The 25,515-nt window shown below is 33.8% G+C and carries 27 protein-coding genes; 18 read left to right on the forward strand and 9 right to left on the reverse strand.

The window, feature by feature from the left end; all coding sequences use genetic code 11:
- The first annotated feature begins 127 nt into the window (after nt 1–127).
- From NLJ00_RS01055 to NLJ00_RS01075, 5 genes are all read left to right on the forward strand, one after another.
- Complete coding sequence (locus NLJ00_RS01055) at nt 128–1,045, forward strand: COG4315 family predicted lipoprotein (protein ID WP_256635968.1); 918 nt, start codon at nt 128–130, stop codon at nt 1,043–1,045.
- A gap of 229 nt (nt 1,046–1,274) precedes the next feature.
- On the forward strand, nt 1,275–1,670 hold the full coding sequence (locus NLJ00_RS01060; protein WP_256635969.1) for an OB-fold putative lipoprotein: 396 nt from the start codon (nt 1,275–1,277) through the stop codon (nt 1,668–1,670).
- A gap of 2 nt (nt 1,671–1,672) precedes the next feature.
- On the forward strand, nt 1,673–2,515 hold the full coding sequence (locus NLJ00_RS01065) for a DUF5777 family beta-barrel protein (protein WP_053472447.1): 843 nt from the start codon (nt 1,673–1,675) through the stop codon (nt 2,513–2,515).
- An 11-nt stretch (nt 2,516–2,526) separates the two neighbouring features.
- Nucleotides 2,527–2,877 carry a cytochrome c gene (locus NLJ00_RS01070; protein WP_256635970.1) on the forward strand — a complete coding sequence of 117 codons (351 nt, stop codon included), beginning with the start codon at nt 2,527–2,529 and terminating at the stop codon, nt 2,875–2,877.
- Between the two features lie 11 nt (nt 2,878–2,888).
- Nucleotides 2,889–3,434, forward strand: a complete 546-nt coding sequence (locus tag NLJ00_RS01075; protein ID WP_256635971.1) for a YceI family protein — start codon at nt 2,889–2,891, stop codon at nt 3,432–3,434.
- 475 nt (nt 3,435–3,909) lie between these two features.
- Here NLJ00_RS01075 and NLJ00_RS01080 read toward each other — a convergent pair whose 3' ends face one another.
- On the reverse strand, nt 3,910–4,890 hold the full coding sequence (locus NLJ00_RS01080) for an aldo/keto reductase (RefSeq protein ID WP_256635972.1): 981 nt from the start codon (nt 4,888–4,890) through the stop codon (nt 3,910–3,912).
- Between the two features lie 179 nt (nt 4,891–5,069).
- Between NLJ00_RS01080 and NLJ00_RS01085 the strand changes: the two genes are divergently transcribed.
- The gene (locus tag NLJ00_RS01085) at nt 5,070–5,963 is read left to right on the forward strand and encodes a helix-turn-helix domain-containing protein (protein ID WP_256635973.1); all 894 of its coding nucleotides are present in this window, start codon (nt 5,070–5,072) and stop codon (nt 5,961–5,963) included.
- Nucleotides 5,964–5,967: 4 nt separating this feature from the next.
- Entirely contained in the window at nt 5,968–7,539 is a 1,572-nt protein-coding gene (locus tag NLJ00_RS01090) for a Na+/H+ antiporter (RefSeq protein WP_256635974.1), read from the forward strand.
- 69 nt (nt 7,540–7,608) lie between these two features.
- On the opposite strand, the gene NLJ00_RS01095 is transcribed toward NLJ00_RS01090, so the two are convergent.
- A complete protein-coding gene (locus NLJ00_RS01095) occupies nt 7,609–8,580 on the reverse strand; it encodes an alpha/beta fold hydrolase (protein WP_256635975.1) in 972 nt (323 codons plus the stop codon).
- Nucleotides 8,581–8,639: 59 nt separating this feature from the next.
- On the opposite strand from NLJ00_RS01095, the gene NLJ00_RS01100 reads away from it, so the two are divergent.
- The 5 genes from NLJ00_RS01100 (at nt 8,640) to NLJ00_RS01120 (ending at nt 12,900) form a co-directional block, all read left to right on the forward strand.
- Nucleotides 8,640–9,542, forward strand: a complete 903-nt coding sequence (locus NLJ00_RS01100; RefSeq protein WP_256635976.1) for a LysR family transcriptional regulator — start codon at nt 8,640–8,642, stop codon at nt 9,540–9,542.
- 230 nt (nt 9,543–9,772) lie between these two features.
- A complete protein-coding gene (locus NLJ00_RS01105) occupies nt 9,773–11,239 on the forward strand; it encodes a glycoside hydrolase family 130 protein (RefSeq protein ID WP_256635977.1) in 1,467 nt (488 codons plus the stop codon).
- Nucleotides 11,240–11,316: 77 nt separating this feature from the next.
- The gene (locus tag NLJ00_RS01110; RefSeq protein WP_256635978.1) at nt 11,317–11,892 is read left to right on the forward strand and encodes a Crp/Fnr family transcriptional regulator; all 576 of its coding nucleotides are present in this window, start codon (nt 11,317–11,319) and stop codon (nt 11,890–11,892) included.
- A gap of 52 nt (nt 11,893–11,944) precedes the next feature.
- Nucleotides 11,945–12,355 carry a tautomerase family protein gene (locus tag NLJ00_RS01115; protein ID WP_256635979.1) on the forward strand — a complete coding sequence of 137 codons (411 nt, stop codon included), beginning with the start codon at nt 11,945–11,947 and terminating at the stop codon, nt 12,353–12,355.
- Entirely contained in the window at nt 12,352–12,900 is a 549-nt protein-coding gene (locus tag NLJ00_RS01120) for a Cif family virulence factor (RefSeq protein WP_256635980.1), read from the forward strand. The genes NLJ00_RS01115 and NLJ00_RS01120 overlap by 4 nt, the downstream gene beginning before the upstream one ends.
- A 75-nt stretch (nt 12,901–12,975) precedes the next feature.
- Here NLJ00_RS01120 and NLJ00_RS01125 read toward each other — a convergent pair whose 3' ends face one another.
- Together NLJ00_RS01125 and NLJ00_RS01130 are read right to left on the reverse strand one after the other, a co-directional pair.
- The gene (locus tag NLJ00_RS01125; protein WP_256635981.1) at nt 12,976–13,644 is read right to left on the reverse strand and encodes an SDR family NAD(P)-dependent oxidoreductase; all 669 of its coding nucleotides are present in this window, start codon (nt 13,642–13,644) and stop codon (nt 12,976–12,978) included.
- A 17-nt stretch (nt 13,645–13,661) separates the two neighbouring features.
- Entirely contained in the window at nt 13,662–14,111 is a 450-nt protein-coding gene (locus tag NLJ00_RS01130; RefSeq protein ID WP_256635982.1) for an ester cyclase, read from the reverse strand.
- Nucleotides 14,112–14,274: 163 nt separating this feature from the next.
- Here NLJ00_RS01130 and NLJ00_RS01135 point away from each other — a divergent pair, with 163 nt between their 5' ends.
- Nucleotides 14,275–14,643: a winged helix-turn-helix transcriptional regulator gene (locus NLJ00_RS01135; RefSeq protein ID WP_256635983.1), complete on the forward strand. Its 369-nt coding sequence runs from the start codon at nt 14,275–14,277 to the stop codon at nt 14,641–14,643.
- Between the two features lie 14 nt (nt 14,644–14,657).
- Here NLJ00_RS01135 and NLJ00_RS01140 read toward each other — a convergent pair whose 3' ends face one another.
- Entirely contained in the window at nt 14,658–15,434 is a 777-nt protein-coding gene (locus tag NLJ00_RS01140) for a TIGR03915 family putative DNA repair protein (RefSeq protein ID WP_256635984.1), read from the reverse strand.
- Nucleotides 15,435–15,439: 5 nt separating this feature from the next.
- On the reverse strand, nt 15,440–16,699 hold the full coding sequence (locus NLJ00_RS01145) for a putative DNA modification/repair radical SAM protein (RefSeq protein ID WP_256635985.1): 1,260 nt from the start codon (nt 16,697–16,699) through the stop codon (nt 15,440–15,442).
- Nucleotides 16,700–17,045: 346 nt separating this feature from the next.
- Between NLJ00_RS01145 and NLJ00_RS01150 the strand changes: the two genes are divergently transcribed.
- Both NLJ00_RS01150 and NLJ00_RS01155 read left to right on the forward strand, forming a co-directional pair.
- Entirely contained in the window at nt 17,046–17,288 is a 243-nt protein-coding gene (locus NLJ00_RS01150) for a hypothetical protein (protein WP_256635986.1), read from the forward strand.
- A 201-nt stretch (nt 17,289–17,489) separates the two neighbouring features.
- Nucleotides 17,490–19,262: an RNA-directed DNA polymerase gene (locus NLJ00_RS01155; RefSeq protein WP_256635987.1), complete on the forward strand. Its 1,773-nt coding sequence runs from the start codon at nt 17,490–17,492 to the stop codon at nt 19,260–19,262.
- Between the two features lie 150 nt (nt 19,263–19,412).
- Here NLJ00_RS01155 and NLJ00_RS01160 read toward each other — a convergent pair whose 3' ends face one another.
- Nucleotides 19,413–20,015, reverse strand: a complete 603-nt coding sequence (locus NLJ00_RS01160) for a 5'-methylthioadenosine/S-adenosylhomocysteine nucleosidase family protein (protein ID WP_256635988.1) — start codon at nt 20,013–20,015, stop codon at nt 19,413–19,415.
- Between the two features lie 170 nt (nt 20,016–20,185).
- Here NLJ00_RS01160 and NLJ00_RS01165 point away from each other — a divergent pair, with 170 nt between their 5' ends.
- The 3 genes from NLJ00_RS01165 (at nt 20,186) to NLJ00_RS01175 (ending at nt 21,944) form a co-directional block, all read left to right on the forward strand.
- The gene (locus tag NLJ00_RS01165; RefSeq protein ID WP_053472360.1) at nt 20,186–20,749 is read left to right on the forward strand and encodes a DUF6642 family protein; all 564 of its coding nucleotides are present in this window, start codon (nt 20,186–20,188) and stop codon (nt 20,747–20,749) included.
- Nucleotides 20,750–20,751: 2 nt separating this feature from the next.
- A complete protein-coding gene (locus NLJ00_RS01170) occupies nt 20,752–21,672 on the forward strand; it encodes an AraC family transcriptional regulator (RefSeq protein ID WP_256635989.1) in 921 nt (306 codons plus the stop codon).
- Between the two features lie 71 nt (nt 21,673–21,743).
- The gene (locus tag NLJ00_RS01175) at nt 21,744–21,944 is read left to right on the forward strand and encodes a hypothetical protein (protein WP_053472362.1); all 201 of its coding nucleotides are present in this window, start codon (nt 21,744–21,746) and stop codon (nt 21,942–21,944) included.
- A 172-nt stretch (nt 21,945–22,116) separates the two neighbouring features.
- Here NLJ00_RS01175 and NLJ00_RS01180 read toward each other — a convergent pair whose 3' ends face one another.
- Together NLJ00_RS01180 and NLJ00_RS01185 are read right to left on the reverse strand one after the other, a co-directional pair.
- On the reverse strand, nt 22,117–23,679 hold the full coding sequence (locus NLJ00_RS01180) for a DUF5123 domain-containing protein (RefSeq protein WP_256635990.1): 1,563 nt from the start codon (nt 23,677–23,679) through the stop codon (nt 22,117–22,119).
- Nucleotides 23,680–23,727: 48 nt separating this feature from the next.
- Nucleotides 23,728–25,509 (reverse strand): RagB/SusD family nutrient uptake outer membrane protein, encoded by a 1,782-nt coding sequence (locus NLJ00_RS01185; protein WP_256635991.1) that lies wholly within the window; start codon nt 25,507–25,509, stop codon nt 23,728–23,730.
- Nucleotides 25,510–25,515: the final 6 nt, after the last annotated feature.

A 25,515-nucleotide genomic window follows, 5' to 3' on the forward strand; every position in this document is an offset into this window, starting at 1 on the left:
AAACAGGAAACAAAATGCTCATTAAAGCACGATTTCCTGATGTAGAATTTTAAAACAAAACACTTTACGATTTTCTGTAAAGTTTCAATTCCCTTATCAATATCAAAATAACTTAAATTAAAAAACGATGAAATTAAAACAACTTAAATTCGCTGCGGTCCTTGTAATTACAACATTCTTTTTAAGCTGCAGTAGTGACAGTGGAGATAGTGGAGACAATGGTGGAAATAATAACCCGCCAACTCCAGAAGTTAAAAAAGAGGTCAGCCTTGCTACAAGCACTACATTAGGTTCTTACCTTGTAGATAAAGACGGAAGATCTTTATATTTTTTCTCAACAGATTCAAAAGGACAAGTATCTTGTACTGGTGACTGTGAAAAAGTTTGGCCTCCATTTTATTTAGATAATTTAACTGCAGATAAATTGGGTGCAGGATTATCATTCTCAGATTTTGGAACCGTTACTGTTGGTACAAAAAAACAAGTTACTTATAAAGGATGGCCTTTATACTATTACTCCCCAAGTTCTGGAGATGATGGATATGGAAATGTAACTAATACTCCTGAAGCTGCCGGAAAAACAGGCGGGGACGGAATTGGCGGTATTTGGTTTATCGCAAAACCAGATTATTCTATCATGATTGTTCGAAGCCAGCTTGTGGGGCATGACGGTAAAAACTACAAATCAGATTATACTGTTGGAGACGGTGCTACAACGTACTTTACAGATGCTAAAGGTATTACGCTGTACACTTTTAAAAACGATAAATTCAACAAAAACAACTACACAAAAGAAGATTTTTCTAACAATGCAGTTTGGCCAATATATGAGACAGACAAAATTGTAGTTCCTTCTACTCTTGATAAAACTAAATTCTCAGTTATTACTGTATTTGGTAAATCACAATTGGTTTACAACGGATGGCCTTTATACTATTTTGGACAAGATGCAAACGTAAGAGGCGCTAACAAAGGAATTAGTTTCCCTGCTCCTGGTGTTTGGCCGGTTCCTGTAAAAGATATTGTGGCTGCGGCTGCGCCATAACATAATTTACCTACTGAGTGTAAATTAATTTCAACACATAGGGACATAGATTTTAGATTCTTAAAAAGGCGTTTCATTTATTTAAAATTCACAGCGCTTACTATGTGAAAGAAACGAGTTTCTTTTTTATCCTTTTTAAGTATAAAATCTATGTTACTATGTGTTAAATAAAAAATCAATACATAATAAATTCTGGTAAACTGCTGTAAAATTTAAATCCCAAATTGACATGAACAAACGAAAAATCACGATTTTAATCGTACTGCTTTTGGTAAGTTTTGGCCCTTACTATATCTACCAAAACATTATTTACAAAGATGCCAGAGACATCAATAATGAAAAATCAATACTTACCATTTCTGCTAAAAAATTAGAAAACCACTATGCGAAAAATGCTTTGCAGGCAGATTCAAAATACTTAAATAAAACAATTGAAATTGAAGGAACAGCCACAGAAGTTACTGATTCTTCAATGGTAATTGACGGAAAAGTATTTTGTAAAATGAATGAAATAGTAAAAACGAACTTCACCAATAAACCAATCAATATAAAAGGAAGATGTATAGGTTTTGATGATTTATTTGGAGTTGTAAAATTGGATCAATGCAGTATACAACAAAACTAAATATGAAAAAAATATTCTTAATAGCCAGCTTTTTAATCTGCTTATGTGCAAATGCCCAAGAAGATTTACTTTCCAGTCTGGACTCAACACAAGTAGTTGATAAAAACGCAACTGCCACTTTTAAAGGTCTGCAGATTATAACATTGCAGTCGACAAAAATGGCGGCCAAAAAAGAGCTTTATATTGTTATATCGCATCGATTTGGTTCTGTAAAAGGCGGAATCTCTGAGTTTTTTGGTTTTGATGATGCCACGACAAAAATTGGCGGAATTTATGGTGTAACCGATTGGCTTTCTGTAAGTGCGTCACGTCATACACTTTTGAAAATTTACGAAACATCGGTTAAATATCGATTAGCGAGACAAAACGACGAATTCCCGTTTGACATTGTGGGTTACAATACAATTGATATTAACAGCGGATTAAAAAAAGACGATTATCCTAAAATTGAATTCTCTGACCGATTAACTTATATTAATCAACTTTTGATTTCCAGAAAATTCTCTGATAAATTATCTTTAGAATTAGCGCCTTCATTTATCCATAAAAATCTATATAATCCGGATAATGAAAACGATAATCAATTTACTTTAAGTGCGGGCGGAAGATTAAAATTAACCAAAAGACTTTCTTTAAATCTTGAATATGGTGAAAATTTCAACAAACCTGACTTTTATAACAATCCATTATCTGTGGGATTGGACATAGAAACCGGCGGTCATATTTTTCAGTTGATTTTTACCAATTCACAATCTATGACGGAGAGCGGCTACTTGACCAATGCAACGGGTGATTGGGGAAAAGGCGATTTTTTCTTTGGATTTAATTTATATAGAGTTTTTTAAAAGTATACAATATGAAAAAATTTATCTTCTTATCTGGCATTATATTATCCTTATACAGCTGCGAATCTACTACTTATGAAAGTCTGGAAGAATCAGAAGTTATAACAGGCCCGGTTACCTACAACGCCAATGTGAAATCTATCATTGATGCCAACTGTATTGCCTGCCATAATTCTGAGTCCCAGCTTATCCCTTTAGAAACGTATACTCAGGTGAAAGACGCCACTTTAAATACGAATTTGATAGACCGAATTCAGCGTCAAAATGGAACTCCGGGACAAATGCCAAAAGCAGGAAGAATGTCTCAGGATAAAATCAATACAATTATACAATGGAGTACGGACGGATTATTAGAAAATTAAATCGATAGAAAATGAAAAAACGAATTGTACTGCTATTTTTATTGGCTGGAATATTTCATGTTTCGGCACAAAAATATGCAACAAAAACAGGAAACTTAAAGTTTGAAGCTTCTGTTGATTCTTTTGAAGAAGTGGCAGCAGAAAACAAAAACACATCGGCCATTTTAGATTCAGGAACGGGAGATATTGCAGTGTTAACACTTATGAAAGGATTTCGGTTTAAAGTGGCCTTAATGGAAGAACATTTTAATGAAAATTATGTAGAATCGGATAAATTTCCTAAAGCTTCATTTAAAGGAAAAATTGAAGATTTTGATGCATCCAAACTTTCGGCGACAGCTAAAACAGTTAAGATTTCGGGAGATTTAACGCTGCACGGAAAAACAAAAAAAGTAACGACAAATGCCAAAATTTCAAAGTCTGACGACAAGATTACCGTAACAGGAAATTTTGAAGTAAAAGCAGAAGATTTTGATATTCAAATTCCAAAACTGGTTTCTAAAAAAGTGGCGGATAAAATAAAAGTCAATTTTAACCTGCCGCTTACAAAAATGTAATACTTTTTTTTAGTTCATGGTTGTTAATTATGGGGCTGTCTCAAAAGTCAGCCCTTTTTCTATAATTTATTATATGCAGTTATCATTCCATAGGAATGTTTCGTAGGTAGAAAAAATAAAGATCAGCAACATTTGCGTTCCATAGGAACGTTTGACAGATCAGATTATTAAAAAACAATATCGAAATCAAACGTTCCTACGAAACGTAATCCATTAAAACAATATAATTTTTCTACCGATGAAATGTTCTTACAGAACAAATAAACATGTAACATAAAAAGAGGCTGTCTCAAAAGTTGAGACAGCCTCTTTTTATGTTAGATTATTAAAAAATGATGCTAATTCAAACGTTTCTACAGAACGTAAACCATGATAACAACATAATCTTCTACCTATGAAATGTTCCTACGGAACAAGAAATATATAAAATAAAAGGAGCTGTCTCAAAAGTTGAAACAGCCCCTTTTTTAAAAGATTATTTCCCTACTGTTTGCTGCAACTGAGCAGGATAACGATCTCCCTGAATTGTAGTTTGAGCAAAAGCATCGTCAATTTTTTTCACATCTTCTGCAAATAAATGAATGGAAGCGCCGCCAATGTTTTCTGTCAATCGGTGTGATTTTGTTGTTCCCGGAATTGGAGCAATCCACGGTTTTTGAGCCAAAAGCCAGCCTAATGCAATTTGTGCAGGAGTTGCTTGTTTTTGAGAAGCAATTGCAGACAATAAATCAACTAATTTTTGATTGGCTTTTCTGTTTTCTTCACTAAAACGAGGTAAATTATTTCTAAAATCTGTAGCTTCAAAACTAGTACTTTCAGTTATTGCTCCAGTTAAAAATCCTCTTCCCAACGGGCTAAACGGAACAAAACCAATTCCTAATTCTTCTAATACCGGTAAAACTTCTAACTCCGGTTCTCTCCACCAAATAGAATATTCACTTTGTAAAGCTGATACCGGCTGAACCGCATGTGCTTTTCTAATCGATGCTGCACCCGCTTCAGACATTCCAAAGTATTTTACTTTTCCTTCCTGAATCAAATCTTTAACCGTTCCGGCAACATCTTCAATTGGCACATTTTGATCTACTCTATGCTGGTAAAACAAATCAATAACATCCGTTTTTAAACGTCTTAAAGATTCTTCTGCAACAGCCCTGATATTTTCTGGTCGGCTGTCTTGTCCGTTAAAGGCCTGTCCGCCTTTAAAACCAAATTTAGTTGCAATAACAACATCTTTTCGAAACGGGGCCAGGGCCTCTCCTACTAATTCTTCATTGGCAATACCGTAAGCTTCGGCAGTATCAAAAAAAGTAATTCCCTGTTCGTATGCTTCTCTAATTAATTTTATTCCTTGTTCTTTATCTAACGCTGTACCATAAGCAAAACTTAATCCCATACAACCCAATCCTAATGCAGAAACCTCTAATCCTTGTGTTCCTAATATTCTCTTTTCCATAATTTTATTTATATAAAAGTTTATTGTTATTTTTAACAGTACAAATTTCCTTCAATAAAACCAGTCGTATATAATACAGATTACTGCTATTATTACCATTTTTACTGATTTGAATAATCATGCTAAGTTATTAAGAATCTGAATAGTATATTTGTGTAGATATTTTTTTTAAATAGATCATGGACCAATTAAAACTAGAACAAGTTTCACAGTATAATCAGTTAAAAGGTGTTGAAACGCAGCATCCTTTAATCAGTGTTTTTGATAATTCTAATAGTAACGCATTACCTAACAATACGCGCCTTCATTTTGGTTTTTATGCTGTATTTTTAAAAGCCGGTCATTGCGGCGAATTAAAATACGGACGTAATAATTACGACTACGATGATGGTACAATGGTTTTTGTAGCACCCGGACAAGTACTCGAAGTCAATAATACAGACAATTATAAATCGACAGGCTTAACACTACTTTTTCATCCTGATTTGATAAAAGGAACTGCACTGGCTAAAAATATAAATCAATATTCGTTTTTTTCTTATGATTCGCACGAAGCGCTTCATTTATCTTTAAAAGAACAGCAGATCATAAAAGATTTATTCAGTAAATTAGACTATGAATTAAGCCAGTCTATTGATAAACACAGTAAAAATATTATAAGTAATACGATTGATTTGCTTTTAAATCATTGCGTGCGTTTTTATGACAGACAATTTATTACACGTGAAAACATCAATTCTGATATTTTATCAAAGTTTGAAAATTTGTTAAACGATTATTTTCAATCAGAAATGGCACAAGATTCCGGTTTGCCTTCTGTTGGCTATTTTGCAGATCATTTACATCTTTCTCCTAATTATTTTGGAGATTTAATGAAAAAAGAAACAGGAAAATCAGCGCAAGAACACATTCATCTTAAGTTGATAAATCTGGCCAAAGAACGAATTTTTGATGCAGAAAAATCAGTTAGTCAGATTGCCTCAGAATTAGGGTTTAAATATCCGCAGCATTTTAATCGAATGTTTAAAAAGAATACCGGTTACACACCAATTGAATATAGAAACCTAAACTAAACGAATGCTGGACGACTTTCCATTTTACCTCGGTCTTTTAATTATCATTTTATTGCTCATTATGCTGGGCAATAAAATAAAAGTAGCTTATCCTGTACTTTTAGTATTGGCAGGATTGGTGATCAGTTTTATTCCGGGCATTCCCACTATAAACATTGAGCCGGAACTTATCTTTTTTATTTTCCTTCCGCCTTTATTATATGAAGCAGCGTGGACAATTTCATGGAAAGAGTTATGGCGCTGGCGACGCATCATTACAAGTTTTGCTTTTATTGTCGTTTTTATCTCCGCACTTTCAGTCGCATTAGTGGCGAATTATATTATTCCCGGATTTTCATTGGCATTAGGTTTTGTTTTGGGGGGAATTGTTTCGCCGCCGGATGCCGTAAGTGCCGGAGCGATTTTAAAATTTGTTAAAGTACCCAAAACCATGTCGTCCATATTAGAAGGCGAAAGTTTATTGAATGACGCTTCTTCCCTTATTATTTTCAGATTTGCTATGATTGCCGTAGCAACAGAGCAGTTTATATTTTATAAAGCAGCAATAAGTTTTAGCTGGATGATTTTTGGCGGTGTTGCCATTGGTTTATTAATTGGCTGGCTTTTTATGAAAGCGCATAAATATTTACCAACAGACGCTAATGCTGATATTGTCCTGTCATTATTAACACCTTATATTATTTATCTCGCTGCCGAAGAAGTACATAGTTCAGGAGTATTGGCCGTTGTGAGCTGCGGATTGCTTTTGTCTAATAACCGACATCGTTTTTTGAGCAGCAGATCGCGGATACAAGGCGTAAATGTTTGGGAAAGTTTATGTTTTATTTTAAACGGATTGGTCTTTATGCTGATTGGGTTAGATTTACCCCAAATTACAAAAGGACTTGAAGGCGTAAGCCTTTTAACGGCAATTGTATATGGCGTATTAATTACGCTTGTTTTGATTGTAAGCCGAATGATATCATCTTACGGTGCGGTAATTGTCACCTTAATTGCCCGAAATTTTATTACCGTTGCCGACAGAAGACATCCCGGTTACAAAACGCCTTTTATTCTGGGCTGGACAGGAATGCGCGGCGTTGTATCATTAGCCGCAGCATTATCTATTCCCGTTTATTTAAATAATGGCAACGGATTTCCGCAGCGTAATCTCATCTTGTTTATCACTTTTATTGTGATTCTTTTGACTTTATTAATTCAGGGATTAACGCTTCCTTATTTTATTCGAAAAATTAAACTGCCTAATATCTACGATGTACCTCGTGAAGAAGCTTATCATCAAATACGACAAGAATTAGCTGAATTTGCTTTACATTATTTAAAGACAAATTATGAAGGTCAGGTAGAAAATAACACTTCATTGCAGCATCTTATTCAAAAATGGGAACAGCATATTAAAGGAATTGATGATGAATCGATAAGTCAGGATCTTAAACATATTTATCTCGATTTATTAAATCAGCAGAGACAATGGCTCATCAACAGAAATAAAGAAGATCAGACTTTAGACGAATCCATTATTCGCAGACAAATGCATTATCTGGATATTGAAGAAGAAAAACTGCGATATCTTTAAGATTTATATAATAAAAAAACAGCCCAATTAGAGGCTGTTTTTTTATTAAGACTGAAAAGTTATTTAGCCTTATTTAGGAAGTTTAGCAAGAAATTTTAAAATATCATTTCCTATTTCGTTTACATGTGTTTCAAGCGCAAAATGTCCGGTATCATAAAATTTTACCTCAGCATTTGGGCTGTCCTTTTTATATGCTTTTGCTCCGGCAGGTAAAAAGTAAGGATCTTTATCTCCCCAAACAGCCAGTATCATTGGTTTTTTAGTTCTAAAATATTCCTGAAATTTTGGGTAAAGTGCTACGTTAGTTCTGTAATCTTTTACAAGATCAAGCTGAATTTCAATATTTCCCGGACGGTCTAAAAAGTGCTGATCCAGCGTATAAGTTTCCGGAGCAATCAGGCTTTTATCAGCTACTCCGTGAAAGTATTGAAACTGGGTAACTTCTTTAGAAACAAAAATATTAAGTGCGTCACGATTGGCTTGTGTCGGCTCTTTCCAATATTTTTGAATAGGATTCCATTCGCTGCTTAAACCTTCTTCATAAGCATTTCCGTTTTGGGATATAATCCCTGTAATTTTTTCCGGATTAGCCAAAGCCAGCCTGAAACCCGTTGGCGCTCCGTAATCAAATACATAAATCGCAAAACGTTTTAAACCAAGCTGATCAATAAAGCCCTGCATAGTTTTTGCCAAATTATCAAAAGTATAATCAAATTGTGTATGATCTGGCGCATCTGAATAACCAAATCCAGGTAAATCCGGAGCAATCACACGGTATTTTTTACTCAAAATAGGAATCAGGTTTCGGTACATATGTGATGAAGTTGGATATCCATGAAGCAATAATACAACTGGTGCATCTTTTGGACCCGCTTCACGATAAAAAATATTCAGGCCGTCTACCTTTGTGGTATTATAATGTGTTGCCTCAATTTCAGTATTACTTTTTGCTGCAGAAGATTTTTCTTGTGCATTTGCATCTATTCCGTATAGCGCTGTTAAGGTTAATATTAGCGCTGCAGATTTAATTGTGTTTTTCATATTTTCAATTGTTTGATACAAATTTACTTTGTATTTTTGATATCTAAATATGATATGTTATGATCATATTAATCACTAATAATGATACTATGAATAGTAATGATCTCAAAATATTTGAAGCCGCTGCCACACTCGGAAGCTTTACAAAAGCTGCAGAAGCTACTTTTACCGTACAATCAAATGTTACGGCACGAATAAAAAGTCTGGAAGAAGAATTTGAAACTGAACTTTTCAAAAGAGTTTCCCGAAAGGTTGTACTTACGGAAGCCGGCGAAACATTATTAAAATATGCGAAGAAAATAGGCAATTTGCTGAATGATGCAAAAAATGATATTCAGAACTCAGATCAAATTGGAGGAACGGTACGCATTGGTTGCATTGAAACTACAATGGCATTGAAAGCACCTGATATAATTAATAGTTTTAGCGAAAGTTATCCGGCTGTTGAACTCGAGTTTCATTCGGCAGCATTATCGACACTAGTTCATGATGTATTAAATTATAAACTCGATGCCGCATTTGTTATAGCGCCAATAAACATTCCAGAACTGGAACAAGTAGTTGTGCGCAACGAAAAGCTTCTTATACTTTCTCCACCCGGAACAAATAAATTAGAAGATATTCTTAATGAAGATCCTTTAAAAATTGTAGTTTTTGAAAAAGGCTGTGTTTTTAGATCCCGACTAGAAACATGGTTAAGCTCAAAAGGAATCACACGGTATAAAAGCACCGTACTTAATTCTATTGAAGGAATTATCAATTTTGTTGAAGCAGGTTTAGGAATCAGCATTCTTCCGGAAGAAGTAATTAACACCTATTACAGCGGCAGGAATATAAAAACTTTTCCGATAAGCAAGGAGTTAAATACAATGACAACTTTATTAATTTATCGAAATGAAGAGCTCCATTCTAAAGCCCTAAATGCTTTTATTGAACAATACAGAGAACCTGCAGCAGTTTAAACTTTGATCCTTGACTTCCTTTTAAAATAAACAGAGAAGGAAATACAGCCAAATAGTTCATAAAAAAGTTTTTTTTAGTGACCAAAATCATTAACTTGTTATAGAATTAGAACTAATACCCCCTTATTTATGAGGTTTATTTCTAAAATTTTTCAAAACAAATTATACACGAAGTAATCATTCTAACATTAGAAAACACAATTACTCATTGTGCTAAAAAACCAAAAACTATGCGAGTATCAGTAGTCCGAAAAAGTATAAAATTCACCCCAGATTCCAGAAGAGTTGTTGCCCGATATTTTATGAATGGTTATGAGCGAACCCAGCAAATGGTGCTTCGGATTATGACATTGGATGAAAAACAAGTGTTGGAAACTTTAGAGCAGACTCTTCGTGAATTTGCCAGACGCCATCGCAATATTTCGGCTATATTTTTTAGACACTGCGAAAAAATAAGACCTATTATCGAATCCATGCAAGTCGATTATGAAGCGATGTCTTTGAATCGAAAAATGCTTATTGGTTCTTATTGCACTATGGAATATGCGATTGAATCTGCTGCTATTTTTAATCCCTCAATTGTAGAAGATTTTGATCAGTCGGGTCTCGAAGTTGGCGAAAAACGTGTTATTATTTCTTTTCGTGCCACGGGTGAAGGGCATATTTCATCTATTGTTTTTAGAAGAGGAATCCTGGACAGAGACAACAATTTACAGATCATGAAAATTGGTCATCATATTGATAAGGCCGAAATTGAACATAAAACTTTATTCAATAAAGAGCGATTTTTGACCAAGCTGATCGAAATGCATACGCAGGACAAATACATCGATCAAATTATGCAGGGTTTACCGGATGAATTTGAGTTTGCTGTTCTTAAAAGTTTATTAACCACAGCATTGGGTGATCCGTTGATTCGTCAGGAAAGAAGAGTTGCTCTTGAAGAAATTCTTTGGCTGGCCAATTCGTTTTACGATTTGCAATTCAAACATGATTCTGATATTACGGAACGTGTTATTTTCCCTATATCCGATTCTGAAAGCCGCGGAATTGAAGATGCACGTTTTGTTCGTTTTACCGATGACGATGATTCTGTTCGCGTAATGGCAACTTACACCGCCTATAACGGTCATGCTATTTTACCAAAACTAATTTCTACAGAAGATTTTTATTCTTTTAGAGTAATGCCTTTACACGGAGAAGGCGCCCAAAATAAAAACCTTGCTTTGTTTCCAAGAAAAATAAAAGGAAAATATGCCATGCTTGCCCGAATCGACGGTGTAAACAATTACATTATGTATTCAAACCGCGCAACGCAATGGAACAATCCTGTTTTATTACAGCAGCCGCGTTACACTTGGGAACTTACCCAAATAGGAAATTGCGGTTCTCCGCTTTGGACCGAGGAAGGCTGGCTTGTCATCACACACGGTGTTGGTACAATGCGTCGTTACTGCATTGGCGCATCGTTATTTGATCTTGATGATCCGTCAAAAGAAATTGGAAGACTTAGCGAACCGTTGCTTTCTCCACTTGAAGACGAGCGTGAAGGTTATGTTCCAAATGTGGTGTATTCCTGCGGGGCAATTATTCACAATAACAGTTTGATATTACCTTATGCGGTTTCTGATTATTCGTCTACTTATGGTGTTGTTGATCTGGTGGAATTATTGGATGCTTTGAAGAAGAGTAAGTAGAAAATTTATCTTTTATTCAATCAGTACTAAAGTGAGATTACATTATCTTTACCTAGATTATTGTACATCAATTAGTAATGGAATCACTACGCGCTATTTTTACCGAAACCTTAGGATTAAGTTCCAATCATTTTGAAGAATTCTTAAAAGAATTGCATCTTAAAACACTGAAGAAAAAAGAACATTTAATTCAGGAAGGTTCTGTTTGCGATTTTATTACTATCGTAATTTCGGGAACCTTGAGATCGTATGTGCAAAATAATGACGGAGAATTTAATAATGATTTTTATCTCGAAAATAGTTTTGCAAGTGCTTACACCAGTTTTTTAACGCAAATGCCAACGAACTGTAATATAGAAGCTTTAACCGATGTTGAGTTGTATTACATCACGCACAAGCAGTTTCATTCGTTAATCGAAAAAGACACTAATTATTTAAAACTTGCCAAATATATTTCTGATAATTATTTCATCAGAAAATGTAAAAGAGAAACTTCTTTCCTAAAAAATTCTGCTGCCGAAAGATTAGAAATGATCAGAAAGCTTTATCCTGAAATTGAGCAGAAAGTGCCTCAATATCATATTGCCTCGTATTTAGGAATTAAACCGGAATCTTTAAGCCGAATAAAACTCTTAACATACATCAATAAATAAGTCTGTTGTTATAATGAGCTTTGTACTTCATTAATTTTTAAATATTTGAAGTATGCCTATTATAAATTTAAAATTCAGCGGCGAAGAAGACGCTGCTTTAGCAAAAGAATTAGCGGTAATTATCAGCAATCTTACCAAAAAGGTGCTGAATAAAAAACCCGAAGTTACGGTTGTAACGGTATCATTTGTCCCAGAGAATTTTTGGTTTATTAATTCTGAATCGCTGGAAGATTTACAAACAAAAAGTTTTCATCTTACAATTAAAATTTCTGATTCTACCAATCTAAAAAACGATAAAGCCAATTATATCGATGCTGTTCACGAAGCATTGGCACTTCGATTAGGCGGAATCCATCCGGTAAGTTATACTGCAATTGAAGAAATGAAAGCTGATGCGTACGGTTATGAAGGATTAACTATTGAATACAAACTGATTCATAATCGTATAAAATTAGAGAAATGAAATATATAAAACCATTGATTTTTGGTTGTTTGATTTTCATCCAAAATACAAACGCACAGCAAAAAACAGATAACAAAAAAGAAATAAATGTCATTATAGAAAAGTACAGCGAAAGTGTGATTAAAAGAGATTCGATTGCATTTTACGATTTATTTAATGACGGAACTGTTACTTGGTGCGCTGCGCTTATGGATAAATCGCAAAATAAAGAAATAGAAACAAACGGAAAAGAAAAAGCCCGATCGAATTATTTTTCCGGGACTTATAAAGGCTTTATTAGAAGTTTATTCCGCCACAAATCTACTGAAGATAAGTTTGACAACATTCATATTATTGAAGATGGAACTGTCGCCGCCGTAACAATGGATTATAGTTTTTGGGCGGATAATAAAATGACCAATTTTGGCGGTAAATATTTAACGTTAATAAAAAGAGACGGCAAATGGAAAATTACCAGCGTCATTTATTCCTTAGAACTTACTTCTTATTTTGAACAGCCTTCGCTTATAGACAGAAAAAAAGAGAAGAAATCACAATTATTGTAAAGTCCTAACCTAGAAAAAACAAAACCCTTAAACATTGATTTGTTTAAGGGTTTTATAGTTTAAAATTCAGAATAATTAATCTAAACCAGGAATGGTAATATCCCAAAATTTACCTGATGCTGTGTTTAAAAGAATGGCATTATAAATTCCGTCTGCAGAATCTTCTGTCGTAAATGGCGCTTGGTTTCCGCCTAATTTAGTTTGAACCCAGCCCGGATGAATTGGTGTTACAATAATTTCTTTATCAATTACTCTTGTTGCCAGCATTGCTGCATACATATTGATCGCATTTTTTGATATTCTGTAAGCTGTTCCATTTGGAGCTGCATTTTTTAATAATCCCATACTGCTTGAAATAAAAGCAATCTTTCCGCCCGTTTTAATATTTTTTAATAATGATTCTGTAAAGAAAATTACACTCGTCACATTTGTATCAATGGTTTCGGTAAAGGAATCAAAATCGGGTTGATTTGAAAAAGCATCGGGAGCAATTCCGGCATTGTTTACCAGTAAATCAATATCTGTTGTAATCGCTAAAATTTCATTAATCGCATTATTTCTGCTTTCCTGATTGGTAGCTTCTAATGAAATTACTTGCAAATTAGAATGCGAAAAATCATCTAACTTTCCAGATCTTGTTGTTCCTATTACATTATAATTTTCGTTTAATAATTTTTTTGTCAAGGCTAAACCTATTCCGCTGCTAATTCCTGTTATTACAGCTGTTTTATATAATTTGTTCATTTCGTTTTTATCTTAAATTAATTATTGGGTTTAAATCCGCCGCTTTGCATTAGTAAACCAAACCAGTCTTCTAAATGCCAGGTATGTGTTATTTTTCCATCTTTTAAATAATGAAATTCATGTATCGCGACCGACACTTTTTTGTCCGTTGCCGGTATGCCAATCAATTCTTTATTGTGCGTAAATACAATTTCAGCTCTTACCGCTGCACGTTCATGCGTTCCGAAGATTTCTAAAATATTGATTTCGATATCGGGAAAATCAGTTGTAAAACCTTTAATAATATCTTGTAAACCTTTTGGACCTGCTGCCTGATTGGGTAAAAGCGGCATATCTTTCCAGTCCGCCGTACAGATTTCATCTAATAATTCAGGTTGTTTTGTTCCCCAAATTGCATAAAAGGTTTTAATTGATTCTATTTCGGATGTTGTTAATCCTTTCACCATTTCTTCTTTATTTGTCTTCATAATTTTACATGTTTTTCAGTCGTTTTTTCTGCAGAAAAATGGCTTGTTATTACTTCTTAACTACTTTTGTTTCCAATAGTTCTACAAATAAACTATCAATAGTTTATATTTGCAACTAATGCAGTTTGATTTAAGAAAAATTGCGGTAACTAAAAAGTAACTTATGGCACGGAAACTACTTGAGAATAAAGATTCTTGTTCAATGCTTCACACAATTAATATAATTGGCACTAAATGGAAGCCGCTTATCCTGTATTTACTGGCTAATAAAAGCGTACGTTTTGGAAAACTACTTTTCTTTATGGAAGGTGTTTCGAGAAAAGTATTAACTGATCAGCTTCGTGAACTTGAAGAGGATGGTTTTATTTTGAGACAGAAATTTGGAGAAGTTCCGCCAAGAGTAGAATATTCCTTAACCGAAAAAGGGAAATCTTTTCTTCCGGTTTTAAAACAAATGTGCGACTGGACGATTCAATGGAATCCGGAAATCTCGTTTATGGATTGTAAAATAGTTTTACCTTCAGAAGATTAAATTCTCCCAAATTATTATCTTTTTAAATTCGGGATTTTCTCTGTCAAATTCTTCCAATAACGTTTCGGCATGTGCTGTAAATGCAGTTTGGTATTTTTTCTCGATTCGATATTGACGCTGCTGAAATAACGGCGCCAGAGATTCTGAAAAAACTCTTCGTCGTCATCACATATTTCGGCTAAAAATTTAGAGGAATTGGAATCAGCATTAAACTCTAATTGTACCGATGTTGTATTTTCGAGATCATAATAAATGCCGTATTTGCGTTTGGCATCATAAATTAACCAACGCTGATCGGCATAACGGTTTTTAAAATGACGTTCTATTAAAGGCAAAACATCGCAGTCGGGTTCTACGATTGCGTAATACAAATTGTCTTTGGTCAATTTAAACCTTACAAAAGCTTCCATTCGGTGGCTTTCTCTTCCGGTTAAATGAGCGGCTTTTCTAACTTCCAAAACTGGTGAATTAGATAAATCACCTTCCACATTTATGGAACTCGAAAAAATATATTTTACGTATTGAAATAAGGTTTCGTCAATTTTATCAATTTCAGATAAAAATGCTCTGTAAATATTCGCAAAACCTTCCTTTGATAGCTTTTGTTTCAATCCATTTAAAACCCGTTTTGCTTTTACTAAATCTGTTGACACAAAATGTTTATCCGAAAAAAGTAAAGCATTTGAAACTTCACTTTTAGCAAAAACAACATCTTCGAGTTTAAGCTCGTAGATTTCAAATACAGCCGAAAGCCAGCCTTCAAAAGTACTATCGTAAATTATTTGTGTCATTGGGTTTAAAATAAAGAAAGCTGATTCGAAAAGTCATTTTTGTATTTGCTTTTTTGTGTATTCAAAATATGATCTTTTATTTGGATGGAAGTCATATCCCGCTGCAATTGAAAAGGCGAAGCAAAAGCCAAAAAATATTTTGACCTGCTGTAGGCGATTCCTAATTTCTGTAAATCTTCGGGCTGCAGTCTTTTAAATTTTCTGGCGGCGACAATCTTATAAGCACTTCTAACTCCGATTCCGGGAATTCGAAGAATTAATTCTAAATCGGCAGTATTGATATCAACCGGAAATTGGTTTAAGTTTCGCAAAGCCCAGCCGAGTTTCGGATCAATATCCAAATCCAGATTTGGCTGATCGAAACCTACAATTTCATTTACATTAAATCCGTAAAAGCGAATTAACCAATCGGCCTGATACAAACGGTTTTCCCGAATCATAGGAACTGGTGTTCCAATTGCCGGAAGCCTATTATCATAACTTATGGGCACATATCCCGAATAATAAACGCGTTTCATGTTCATCTGTTCGTAGAAATAATTAGCCATTCCTAGAATTTCCATGTCATTTTCTCTGGTTGCGCCAATAACCATTTGCGTACTTTGACCCGCCGGAGCAAAAAGCGGTGCTTTGTAGTTTAGCTTTTTTTCTTCTTTATGACCAACAATTTCATTTTTCAGATATTCCATTGGCTTGATCACATCGATATGATTTTTATCTGGGGCTAGTAATTTAAGACTTTGTTCTGTTGGCATTTCTACATTTACGCTTAAACGATCAGCATAAAGTCCTGCCTCTTTTAGTAATTCGTCGCTCGCACCCGGAATCGCTTTTAAATGAATATATCCATTAAAGTTTTCTTCTAATCGAAGTTTCTTTACGATTCTCACCAAACGTTCCATCGTATAATCGGGATTATCAAAAATACCCGAACTCAAAAATAAACCTTCGATATAATTCCTTCTATAAAAACCAATGGTCAAATCCACCACTTCCTGAACGGTGAAAGCGGCGCGTTTTACATCATTGCTTTTTCTGCTCACACAATACGCACAATCGAAGATACAATGATTAGTCAGTAAAATTTTAAGCAGCGAAACACAGCGCCCGTCTTCGGTATACGCATGGCAAATTCCCTTTCCCAATGCATCACCAAGTCCTTTGCCTTTATTTTCTCGTTTACTGCCGCTGGACGAACACGAAACATCGTATTTTGCTGCATCGGCTAAAATTGCCAATTTCTCCATCACTCTTTCGTGTACCATTTTGACTTTTTTTATTTGTTTTTGGAATAAAATTTTATCAATTCAAAATTAGGGATTTGGTATGGAGAAGGGTTGAAAATTAGTGTTCTAAATTGTATCAAAAATTGAAGCTAAAACCAACAATAACAAAGCTTTTCTTAATAATTATCTTACTCAGGATAAAATAGTTAAAGTTTAAAAACAGGTATAAATACGTGGTTCAAAATTTTTGAATATTTATACATTGCGCTAACAGTTTAGAAAGTTTTTTTAGCCCCCTTTAAAATTATTTTTCAACTCTTTTTTTGATAAAATAGAGACTACTGTATTAGCGAATAAAATTTAAGAAATAAAAAAAGCTAAAGCAATGAATTTTGAAAAAGGACAAGATGTATCCTACACAACTTTAAGCGGGAGATCTTACAGGGCTATTGTATTAGAACGAAAAATTGATTTTAAAAAAGGACTTATCAAAAAATCTGCAATGAAAGAAATGACATTTCATTATTTGATAGAAGTCTATAGAAATGATCTTAGGGAACAAATTCTTTGTTCAGAAGATCAGATTAAGCTTTTAGAGCAAAAGGTATGCGTACAGAAAGCGGCTTAGTGGTTGTTTTTTCTACTCCATCCATAATTCAATTTCTCTATCATTGTTTCTTGTACCATTTGATCTTTTTTATTTGTTTTATGTTAAAATCAGGTATTTATACTCGATTGTTTATTACTTAAATAACTGATTTTTGTAGGAAGAGATATTCTTATAAAAGATGTTAGTAAGTGAAAATTAGAAATATATAAAATAGTTAAAGTGAATTTAAGTCGAATTTTAGAGAAGGGGTATTTTCCTAAAGAATTACCTCCACCATTTACAACACAATCATATGGCGAAAAATCTAGATATATATTAAATCGTTGGGACAAGTTTGAAAATGATTTAAAAGTACTGCTGCCAACAGAAACAAGCACTAGACAAGCTAAATCGAGATACAAGCCAATTTTATCTAAATTTAGTATTTCAAAATTAATAGAATTTAATATTGCTAAAGGCCAATATTCAAGAAGAAAAATTGAAATTCCGCATCCTCAAGCTTATATGTTTTTGTGTAAAGAAATTATTAAAAATTGGACTTCAATTAATAAAATATATTCTCTTAGCAATTTTTCAGAAAGTAAACTTTACAGTGAAAAAGACCTAAAAAGATCAGTCAGAACAAAAAGCAAATCATGGAGTAAATTCAAAAACAAATTAACCGAAATTTCATACAACTACAAAGTTCAATTAAAAATAGATATAACTAATTTTTATCCAACTGTTTATACACATTCAATACCTTGGAGTTTACTATCTAAAGAAAATTCAAAAACATATTTTAAACTTAAAACTGAAGAACCAAATATTTTTACAAATCTCTTGACCACTGATTTAGAAGCTCAAAAGTATCAAATAGGTGACACAATAGATACCTTAGTCAGAAATTGCAATGATAAACAAAGTGTAGGACTACCAATAGGACCTGACTCATCATTTATATTATCAGAAATGCTAGCCTCTAGATTGGATCATGAAATAAGTAACATTTTAAAAGATATAGATTACGAGTGTATTCGATACTATGATGATTACTATTTTTATATAAACTCTATTGGAGATGGTGAAACAATCCTAAAAAAAGTACAAAAAGTTTTTTATGAATACAAATTGGAAATGAATGAAAATAAAGTCCAAATAAAACAATTACCATACTTTCAGTCTGATTTATGGAACATTGAAATCCATAATTATCAATTTAAAAATAGCATTATACAAGATATTCAAGAACTAGAATATTATTTTTCATTAATCCTTAAACTTGTCGAACAAAACAAAAGCAATTCTGCTTGGATTATATCATATTCACTAACTCGGTTTGAATATGGAAAGGTTCAAATTAAAAAAGAACATATAAATATCTTTGTCTCACTTCTATTAAAAACATTATATCTAGACACAAGTAATATTGATCAAATATTTAAAATTATTTTCAATTACCAAATTTACCTAGGTCGTGATGAACTAAAAAAAATTAAAAGCCTCCTTGATAAATTAATAAAAGAACATTTGTTGTTAAATCATTCTTTCGAAGTTGCCTGGGGTTTATGGTTTTATAAAACATTTGATATTGAATGTGGAAAAGATTTGTTACAATCAATATTTGATTCGGAAGACCAAATATCAATATTAATTGGTTTAGATATTCTTCATAAAAATTCGATAAATAAAAGAAAGTTTAATTTTAGCATATTAAATTCTAAAATTAAAACAGAAAATTTATACAATAAATTTTGGATGATAAATTATGAATGTGAGTTAAAAAATTGGTTAACATTTAGTTCTGATAATATCAAAGATCATCATTTTTTTAAAATTTTAAAAGATCTGAACATCAGTTTTTACAAAGAAGACATTCAAGTCAAAAAAAACTTTAATATACCTCAGCCATCAACTTCAACAAGCACTTTCCCAGATGATTTTGAAGATTTGTTTAATCTATTTCAAACAAATAATGACGAGGAGGATGAAGAAGAAAATGAACACTATTAAAATCAATATTTAAAACCTCAATCATATAACAGTTTTTCCATATAAAAAACATTTGTCAAAAGCAGTTTTTATTAGAACGAAAGATATTTGTATAGATTAAACAATCAACAACTTTTCATTTTAAAAAGACTAATAACCTTTAATTCAAAACTACACTAAAACCTCTTCATTATTCAATCCCAAAATCTTACCATAGGCCACAGCCGCTTTATGCACCTGAACAAACCAGTCTTCGGCAGCATTATCATCGGCACCATCAGAAATATATTTGAGACATAAAAACGGAATATGCTCTTTCATCGCAATCATGGCTAAAGCATAGCTTTCCATGTCTACAACATTGTAGGCATCAGAACAATGTCCCATTTCAAAATTATCGCCTGTTCCGCAAATACCTTCTTTCAGGTTATCCATTTTCAAACCATATTCTAGAACTGGAGGCAGTCCGGATAATGGCGTTTCATATTGTGCATAACCTAATCCCTGAACATCCATGTCTCTTTGTACAAATTTAGTACAGCAGATAACGTCTCCTTTTTGAAAAAAGCTGCTTCCCGCAGATCCTAAATTAACTATTAATGCAGGTTTTTTATTCTGAATTGCTTTAGACAATTCATACGCTGCATTAACTTTCCCAATCCCAGTAATCAATGTATTATAGTTCTTAAAAACTTCTGCCGCTTCAGATTCAAGGGCAAAAGAGAATAATATATCATCAATGGAAAAAGATTGGTTTTGATTAATTTGTATCATTTTTAATTTGGATTTTCTGTCCGCAAAAATACGTTTAAAAACTTTTTCTATTTAATGTATTTCTTCTAATTCTAAAAAACACGTTAAAATCCCAATCAAATAGCGGTTTTTCCATATAAAAAAATATATTTGTCAAAAGCAGTTTTCCTTAGAACCGAAAAGACATTTGTATGGATAATGAAAAATTTATTTTCTGCCTTGAAGGCGTACAGGACGTAGATACCGTTACGACTACTGATGTGGTTAAAAATCTCGAAGAAATTGCTATTGACCAGGGAATTGCAAGTATTTATAAAGCCTGCGATACGATTGAAGGTTTAGAAGAAAGTTTGAATACGCTGCTTTATGACGATCATAATTTTAAGGATTATGAAATCATTTATCTTGTAATGCCGGGACAGGAAAACAACATCTGCCTCCATGATTATTATTACAGCCTTGAAGAAATAGCCGAACTTTTTGAGGGAAAAATGAAAGGAAAGATTATTCATTTTGCCAATAAAAAAAGACTGGACCTCAACGACGAAGAAGCGCAATATTTTTTGGACATTACCGGCGCGCGTGCCATTTCGGGTTACGGATCTACTTATAATAAAATTGCCAGCTGCAGTACGATTGATAAAGCATTTTTTAGTTTGTATCAGGAAAACGATGACCTTACGGAAGTGGTAGAAGATTTGTACCAAAAACATTATGCGCTTTGCAAATTACTTGATTTTAGATTGTATTATTAAGTATGAGCGCCAAAACAACCGAAAAAATAAAAACGTATAATCCTTCAAAATTTCGGGAGAAGTTTCTGGGAGAGGACAATCCTATTCATTTGCTTTTCAAATCAAATTCTGATCATTTTTTCTGTTTAGAGATTGAGGAAATCATGCAGATGCAATATCCGGTGCCGCCTTCTAAACATTCTTGTCATACTTTAATTTTTATTACCTCTGGTCAGCATGTTATGAAATTGGGTTATCAGGAATACATTACTACCGATAACGAAATGATTATGGTTCCAGCTGGTCAAATTTTCTCTCTTGACAATGTGAACAGTATACACAAAGGCTTTATCTGCCAGTTTCATCCAGATATTTTAATTGGAAAATACGGCAGCCGTGAAATGCTGAATGAATTTGATTTCATGAAAATTTCGGGTAATCCAAAAGTTGCTTTTGCCAGCAAAGATGTTCCTGATATTACCGCTATTTTGAATCGGTTGCAAAAAGAATATTCAGAAACGGAGAGTGCGAATTTGAATATTGTGCAATCCTATTTGATTGCTTTGTTTTATGAAATGAATAAAAATTTGGTTAAGAGTACTAAAAGTATTTCGGCCGCAGAGATTATTACAAATAAGTTCAAAGAACTGATTCACGAGCATATTAAAACCAATCATTTTGTTCATTATTATGCTTCGCTCCTAAATGTCACGCCAAACCATTTGAATAAATCTGTTCGAACGGTTACCGGAAAATCGACAGCAAAATGGATTGACGAGACCATATTGCTTGAAGCTAAATACCTGTTGTTTCAAACTACGCTTTCTGTAAGTGAAATCGCAATACAAGTGGGACTTGAAGACCAATCGTACTTTAGTCGGTTTTTCAAAAAAAATGAAGGAATTAGTCCTATTCAATATCGAAAAATGATTGATAAATCCTAATTATTGATTATTGCATCCTAATAAATAACAATACATTTTTCTGAAATTTGCATCTCAAAAAAATGCATATTATGATTTATGTTTTTAAAACTTCTGTTGACAATCGATCCAAGTTTGAGTCGGCTTCTGCCCTGCTTCAGGAATTACTGCCAAATACGTTATGGAATTTTGATCTTGAGGACTGCGATAATATTTTAAGAATCGACAGCGAACTTGATATTCCTAATTTAATTCAAAACAATGGCATTTTTGATTGTATCGAATTAGAATAAAATCATGTTCATTGAATAAGTTTTCAGTCGCAGTTTTCAGTCTACATTTGTGTGTAATTGGCACGCGGATTTTCACAGGTTTGAACGAATCTAAATAGATTTATTTTATAAAAAAAGGGATGCTGTTTTGCATCCCTTTTAAACCAATGAAAAAAAGAAAAAAAATGAATTATTAATCCAACCAGCGTGGATCTCCAATTTGATTGTCGATCAGGGTTTGATTTTTTATTGTAAAGTCCCCACTTGCTGCATTTACAAACTGTGGGTCTACAGTAGTTCCTGAGGCATCGATTTTATTTAAAGGAATCGTTGCATCCATAAAACCTGGAGCATTGTAATAATAGGTTTTACTAAATACTGGCTGCTCAGTATTGGCCTGATTAGTATAAATAGCGCTTGTTCCTGCTATCAAAGTATTTTTTACTGTTGAAGCATTATCTAAGAATCTAACGTATAAAATTCTTTTTGGAGCTGCTAAATTTGATACATTATACAAGGTACATTTATCAATCAAACTATTAGTTACTAAACCTGTTCCGGATAAATTGGCTGCCGCATCTGCTCTAATAAAATCACGAGATGCAGAGCAACTGTCGAATGTACTGTTTTTAAGCACTATGCTTGCAATGTAGGTATTTCTGAAATCGATAAAATCAGCACCAATATTTGTATTTACATTTTTAACAATACTGTTATCAACTGTAAATGATGTCACTTTTGCATTTGTTACGTTAGCAGAAATTAAAGCACGAGTATAATCATGAACATTACTTTTACTGATTAAAATATCTCCATAAGTTGATGCAGCTCCGCTGATTGCTATTACAGCTGCATTGTTTAACCTTGTTCCATTCAAATCTAAATCTACTAAAGAAAGATTTGTAACTCCCGGATTGACTGTAAACTTGACATTCAGTTTTGGTTTATCACCTGTTTTAAATCCTCTTATAATAAGTGATTTATTTAAGATTATTTCTCCAGTTGTACTAAAAGTTCCCGGCATTAATAATAATCTTGAACCAGCAGGTGCGGCTGCAATACTTGCTGCTAAATCATCTCCCGGATTCACTACAATTCCATTTGTAATATCGATTCCGGTTGTAAAAGTGGCAGTTCCTCTTGTTTTCGTTCCGTTTAATAATGTTGCTGTATAAGCTGTTTCACCAGTTAGTCCGTTTACGATTGCAGCTCCTGCCGTTTTTTCTGCAGGCGTTATCGTATGAATGATATTGCCCGGAGCAACAGAAATTTGTGTAACGTTACTATTTGGTGTCCATCTCAAAGTAACAAATTTAGCATCGATATCAGCATCCTGAACCGGAAAGAAAATTTGTTCTGAAAGCGTAGTTGCTGTTACCACAGACCATTTTGAGTCTTCTAATCCTGTTGAACCAACTGCTTTTACTCTAATTGAATAAACGGTTTCACCCTCTAATGCAACCTGAATTGGCAATTGCTCGGTTGTAACGTTAATGGTTTTAAAAATCGTTTTAAAGTCCGGATCATCTGCACTAAATTCTACTACATAATGATCTGGAATTTCCTCTTGTTTTACAGTCCAGTTTAACTCAACTGTAGTCTGGTTTCTGACTTTTGCTGTTAAACCAATTGGAGAAAATTCCCTGCTTGTATTTATGCTGTCTATAACTTCTTCGTTATAATTTTCACAGCCCGAAATAACAGCTGTCAATACGATTGAAGCTATTAATCCTTTTATTATATATTTTGTTTTCATAAACATGATGCCTTATAATTAATAAATAATTGTATGAGATTAATAACCCTAATCATTAGTTAATTTACCGTTACTTCCGTCAATAAACACTTGCCAGATTGGCCAGAATTGTCTGTTATCAGGATTCACGCCTGCTTTATACAAACTATTGATTTTTGCATCGGTGGCAGCGCCTGTCCATGTCCATTCAAAAGAAGTATAAGCAGCTCCCGGATTAACCGTTTCTCCACGGTTTAATCCGTAAATATCCAAGCTCACATTATCAGCTTTAAATTTATAATATAAGGTTGTTGGCACTGTAGCATATTCGCCCAAACGCTGCGATAAGTTTGTCATTTTGACTTTGGCTTCGTCTAGTTTTGTTTTAAGAAGGTTCCAGCGAATTAGGGCTTGTTTACGCTCCATTTCTCCTGTAAACTCAAATTTATTTTCTTCTACCAATGCTTTAAACATGGCATCTTTACTTGTTAAGGCACTTACATAAGCATCTACTTTTACTGGCTGAGCTGCGGCCGGAAATGCTCTCCTGCGGATTTCTTTTAAATAAGGTGCTGCGGCACTTGGGCCTTCTAATTCGTTAGCTGCTTCTGCTGCGATTAAAAGAACTTCTGCATAACGCATATAAATTTTGTTTACACCATCATCGTTTGTTGAAGTAACTCTGCGGGTCATCCATTCGTAACGGTATTTTCCAAAATACCATGTGTTTAAAGCTCCTAATTCTTGTTTTGCAATATTGTTTACCGCTGTTCCATATTTGTACGGAACGCAGGTTACATCTCTACGTGTATCTGCCTGATCGTAGTCGTAAAAAACGAAAGGAAGCGGCCCTGCAGTTCCCCCGCGGTTTGGTCCGTTTGCATGAAATTGATCATCTGTAGTATGGCGTACTGCAAATGTAAACAGCATACGTCCTCTTCCTTCTGAAAATGGAAGTTCCCACAATGATTCTCCGCCTGCAACTAAATATTCCTGATTGTATTTTCTCCAGAATGTTTCAAAAGAAGATTCTAAATGTGCAGATCCGCTTTCAATTACCGAACGGGATTCTGCTAATGCCAATGCGTACATATTGGCAACAGAAAGCTGCGGATCTGTACTTCTTCTTACTCCGTCAGGATATTGCTGATAACCGCTCGCAGCCATTGCTAAACGCGCGCGGAAACCTTTTACGAAAGCTTTATTGATTCTTTCGACACTGCTTGTTGCGGTAGTTTCACCCGGCCACGGTACTAATGTCGCAGCTTCACCTAAATCTTTAAGCAGTTGTTTGTAAATTTCGTCACGGCTTGTTTTTCCTATGTAAAGTGTTTCATTTGTTAGTGGTTCAAATCGATACGGAACATCTCCCCAGGCTTTTATTAAATCAGCATAATAAATAGCTCTTAAAGTTAAGGCTTCACCTAATAAATATCCTAAGTCAGATCCCGGGGTTGGGTTTCCATAAGTACGTAAACCGCTAACACAAAGATTGGCACGTTCAATTCCTGAATACATCATCGCCCAGGCATTGTTGGTTGTGTTCATTTGTGAGTTATTTGACTTTGCATCATAGGTGCATAAATCTGAAGCATCACTTACGGTCTGCGAAGAATTATACCATTCTACATCTGTGTTTAATCCATAAAAAGGAAGAAAACGACCTCTGTAAGAGTTAGTTTCTGCAAACGGAATTTTAATTCCGTCTACTGCTCCCGCAGCTAAATCAGGACTTGAAAAAATAACTGATTCGTCTAATGTTGATTGTGCCGGAGCATCTAAGTAGTCATCTGAGCAAGAACAAAAAAGACTTGCAACAAACATTCCTGCTATTACTATTTTATGTTTCATCTTGTG

Origin of the sequence: Flavobacterium panici, from assembly GCF_024499525.1 — a bacterium.
Classification (GTDB): domain Bacteria; phylum Bacteroidota; class Bacteroidia; order Flavobacteriales; family Flavobacteriaceae; genus Flavobacterium; species Flavobacterium panici.

Coding starts and splice junctions, on each gene's coding strand:
- NLJ00_RS01160 (WP_256635988.1), bottom strand. CDS start 20,015: ATGATACAAATTAATCAAAACCAATCTTTTTCCATTGATGATATATTA.
- NLJ00_RS01095 (WP_256635975.1), bottom strand. CDS start 8,580: ATGAAAAACACAATTAAATCTGCAGCGCTAATATTAACCTTAACAGCG.
- NLJ00_RS01150 (WP_256635986.1), top strand. CDS start 17,046: ATGAATTTTGAAAAAGGACAAGATGTATCCTACACAACTTTAAGCGGG.
- NLJ00_RS01180 (WP_256635990.1), bottom strand. CDS start 23,679: ATGAAAACAAAATATATAATAAAAGGATTAATAGCTTCAATCGTATTG.
- NLJ00_RS01060 (WP_256635969.1), top strand. CDS start 1,275: ATGAACAAACGAAAAATCACGATTTTAATCGTACTGCTTTTGGTAAGT.
- NLJ00_RS01125 (WP_256635981.1), bottom strand. CDS start 13,644: ATGAACAAATTATATAAAACAGCTGTAATAACAGGAATTAGCAGCGGA.
- NLJ00_RS01110 (WP_256635978.1), top strand. CDS start 11,317: ATGGAATCACTACGCGCTATTTTTACCGAAACCTTAGGATTAAGTTCC.
- NLJ00_RS01115 (WP_256635979.1), top strand. CDS start 11,945: ATGCCTATTATAAATTTAAAATTCAGCGGCGAAGAAGACGCTGCTTTA.
- NLJ00_RS01175 (WP_053472362.1), top strand. CDS start 21,744: ATGATTTATGTTTTTAAAACTTCTGTTGACAATCGATCCAAGTTTGAG.
- NLJ00_RS01100 (WP_256635976.1), top strand. CDS start 8,640: ATGATCATATTAATCACTAATAATGATACTATGAATAGTAATGATCTC.
- NLJ00_RS01140 (WP_256635984.1), bottom strand. CDS start 15,434: ATGACACAAATAATTTACGATAGTACTTTTGAAGGCTGGCTTTCGGCT.
- NLJ00_RS01185 (WP_256635991.1), bottom strand. CDS start 25,509: ATGAAACATAAAATAGTAATAGCAGGAATGTTTGTTGCAAGTCTTTTT.
- NLJ00_RS01075 (WP_256635971.1), top strand. CDS start 2,889: ATGAAAAAACGAATTGTACTGCTATTTTTATTGGCTGGAATATTTCAT.
- NLJ00_RS01165 (WP_053472360.1), top strand. CDS start 20,186: ATGGATAATGAAAAATTTATTTTCTGCCTTGAAGGCGTACAGGACGTA.
- NLJ00_RS01065 (WP_053472447.1), top strand. CDS start 1,673: ATGAAAAAAATATTCTTAATAGCCAGCTTTTTAATCTGCTTATGTGCA.
- NLJ00_RS01070 (WP_256635970.1), top strand. CDS start 2,527: ATGAAAAAATTTATCTTCTTATCTGGCATTATATTATCCTTATACAGC.
- NLJ00_RS01120 (WP_256635980.1), top strand. CDS start 12,352: ATGAAATATATAAAACCATTGATTTTTGGTTGTTTGATTTTCATCCAA.
- NLJ00_RS01170 (WP_256635989.1), top strand. CDS start 20,752: ATGAGCGCCAAAACAACCGAAAAAATAAAAACGTATAATCCTTCAAAA.
- NLJ00_RS01105 (WP_256635977.1), top strand. CDS start 9,773: ATGCGAGTATCAGTAGTCCGAAAAAGTATAAAATTCACCCCAGATTCC.
- NLJ00_RS01145 (WP_256635985.1), bottom strand. CDS start 16,699: ATGGTACACGAAAGAGTGATGGAGAAATTGGCAATTTTAGCCGATGCA.
- NLJ00_RS01085 (WP_256635973.1), top strand. CDS start 5,070: ATGGACCAATTAAAACTAGAACAAGTTTCACAGTATAATCAGTTAAAA.
- NLJ00_RS01130 (WP_256635982.1), bottom strand. CDS start 14,111: ATGAAGACAAATAAAGAAGAAATGGTGAAAGGATTAACAACATCCGAA.
- NLJ00_RS01090 (WP_256635974.1), top strand. CDS start 5,968: ATGCTGGACGACTTTCCATTTTACCTCGGTCTTTTAATTATCATTTTA.
- NLJ00_RS01055 (WP_256635968.1), top strand. CDS start 128: ATGAAATTAAAACAACTTAAATTCGCTGCGGTCCTTGTAATTACAACA.
- NLJ00_RS01080 (WP_256635972.1), bottom strand. CDS start 4,890: ATGGAAAAGAGAATATTAGGAACACAAGGATTAGAGGTTTCTGCATTA.
- NLJ00_RS01135 (WP_256635983.1), top strand. CDS start 14,275: ATGGCACGGAAACTACTTGAGAATAAAGATTCTTGTTCAATGCTTCAC.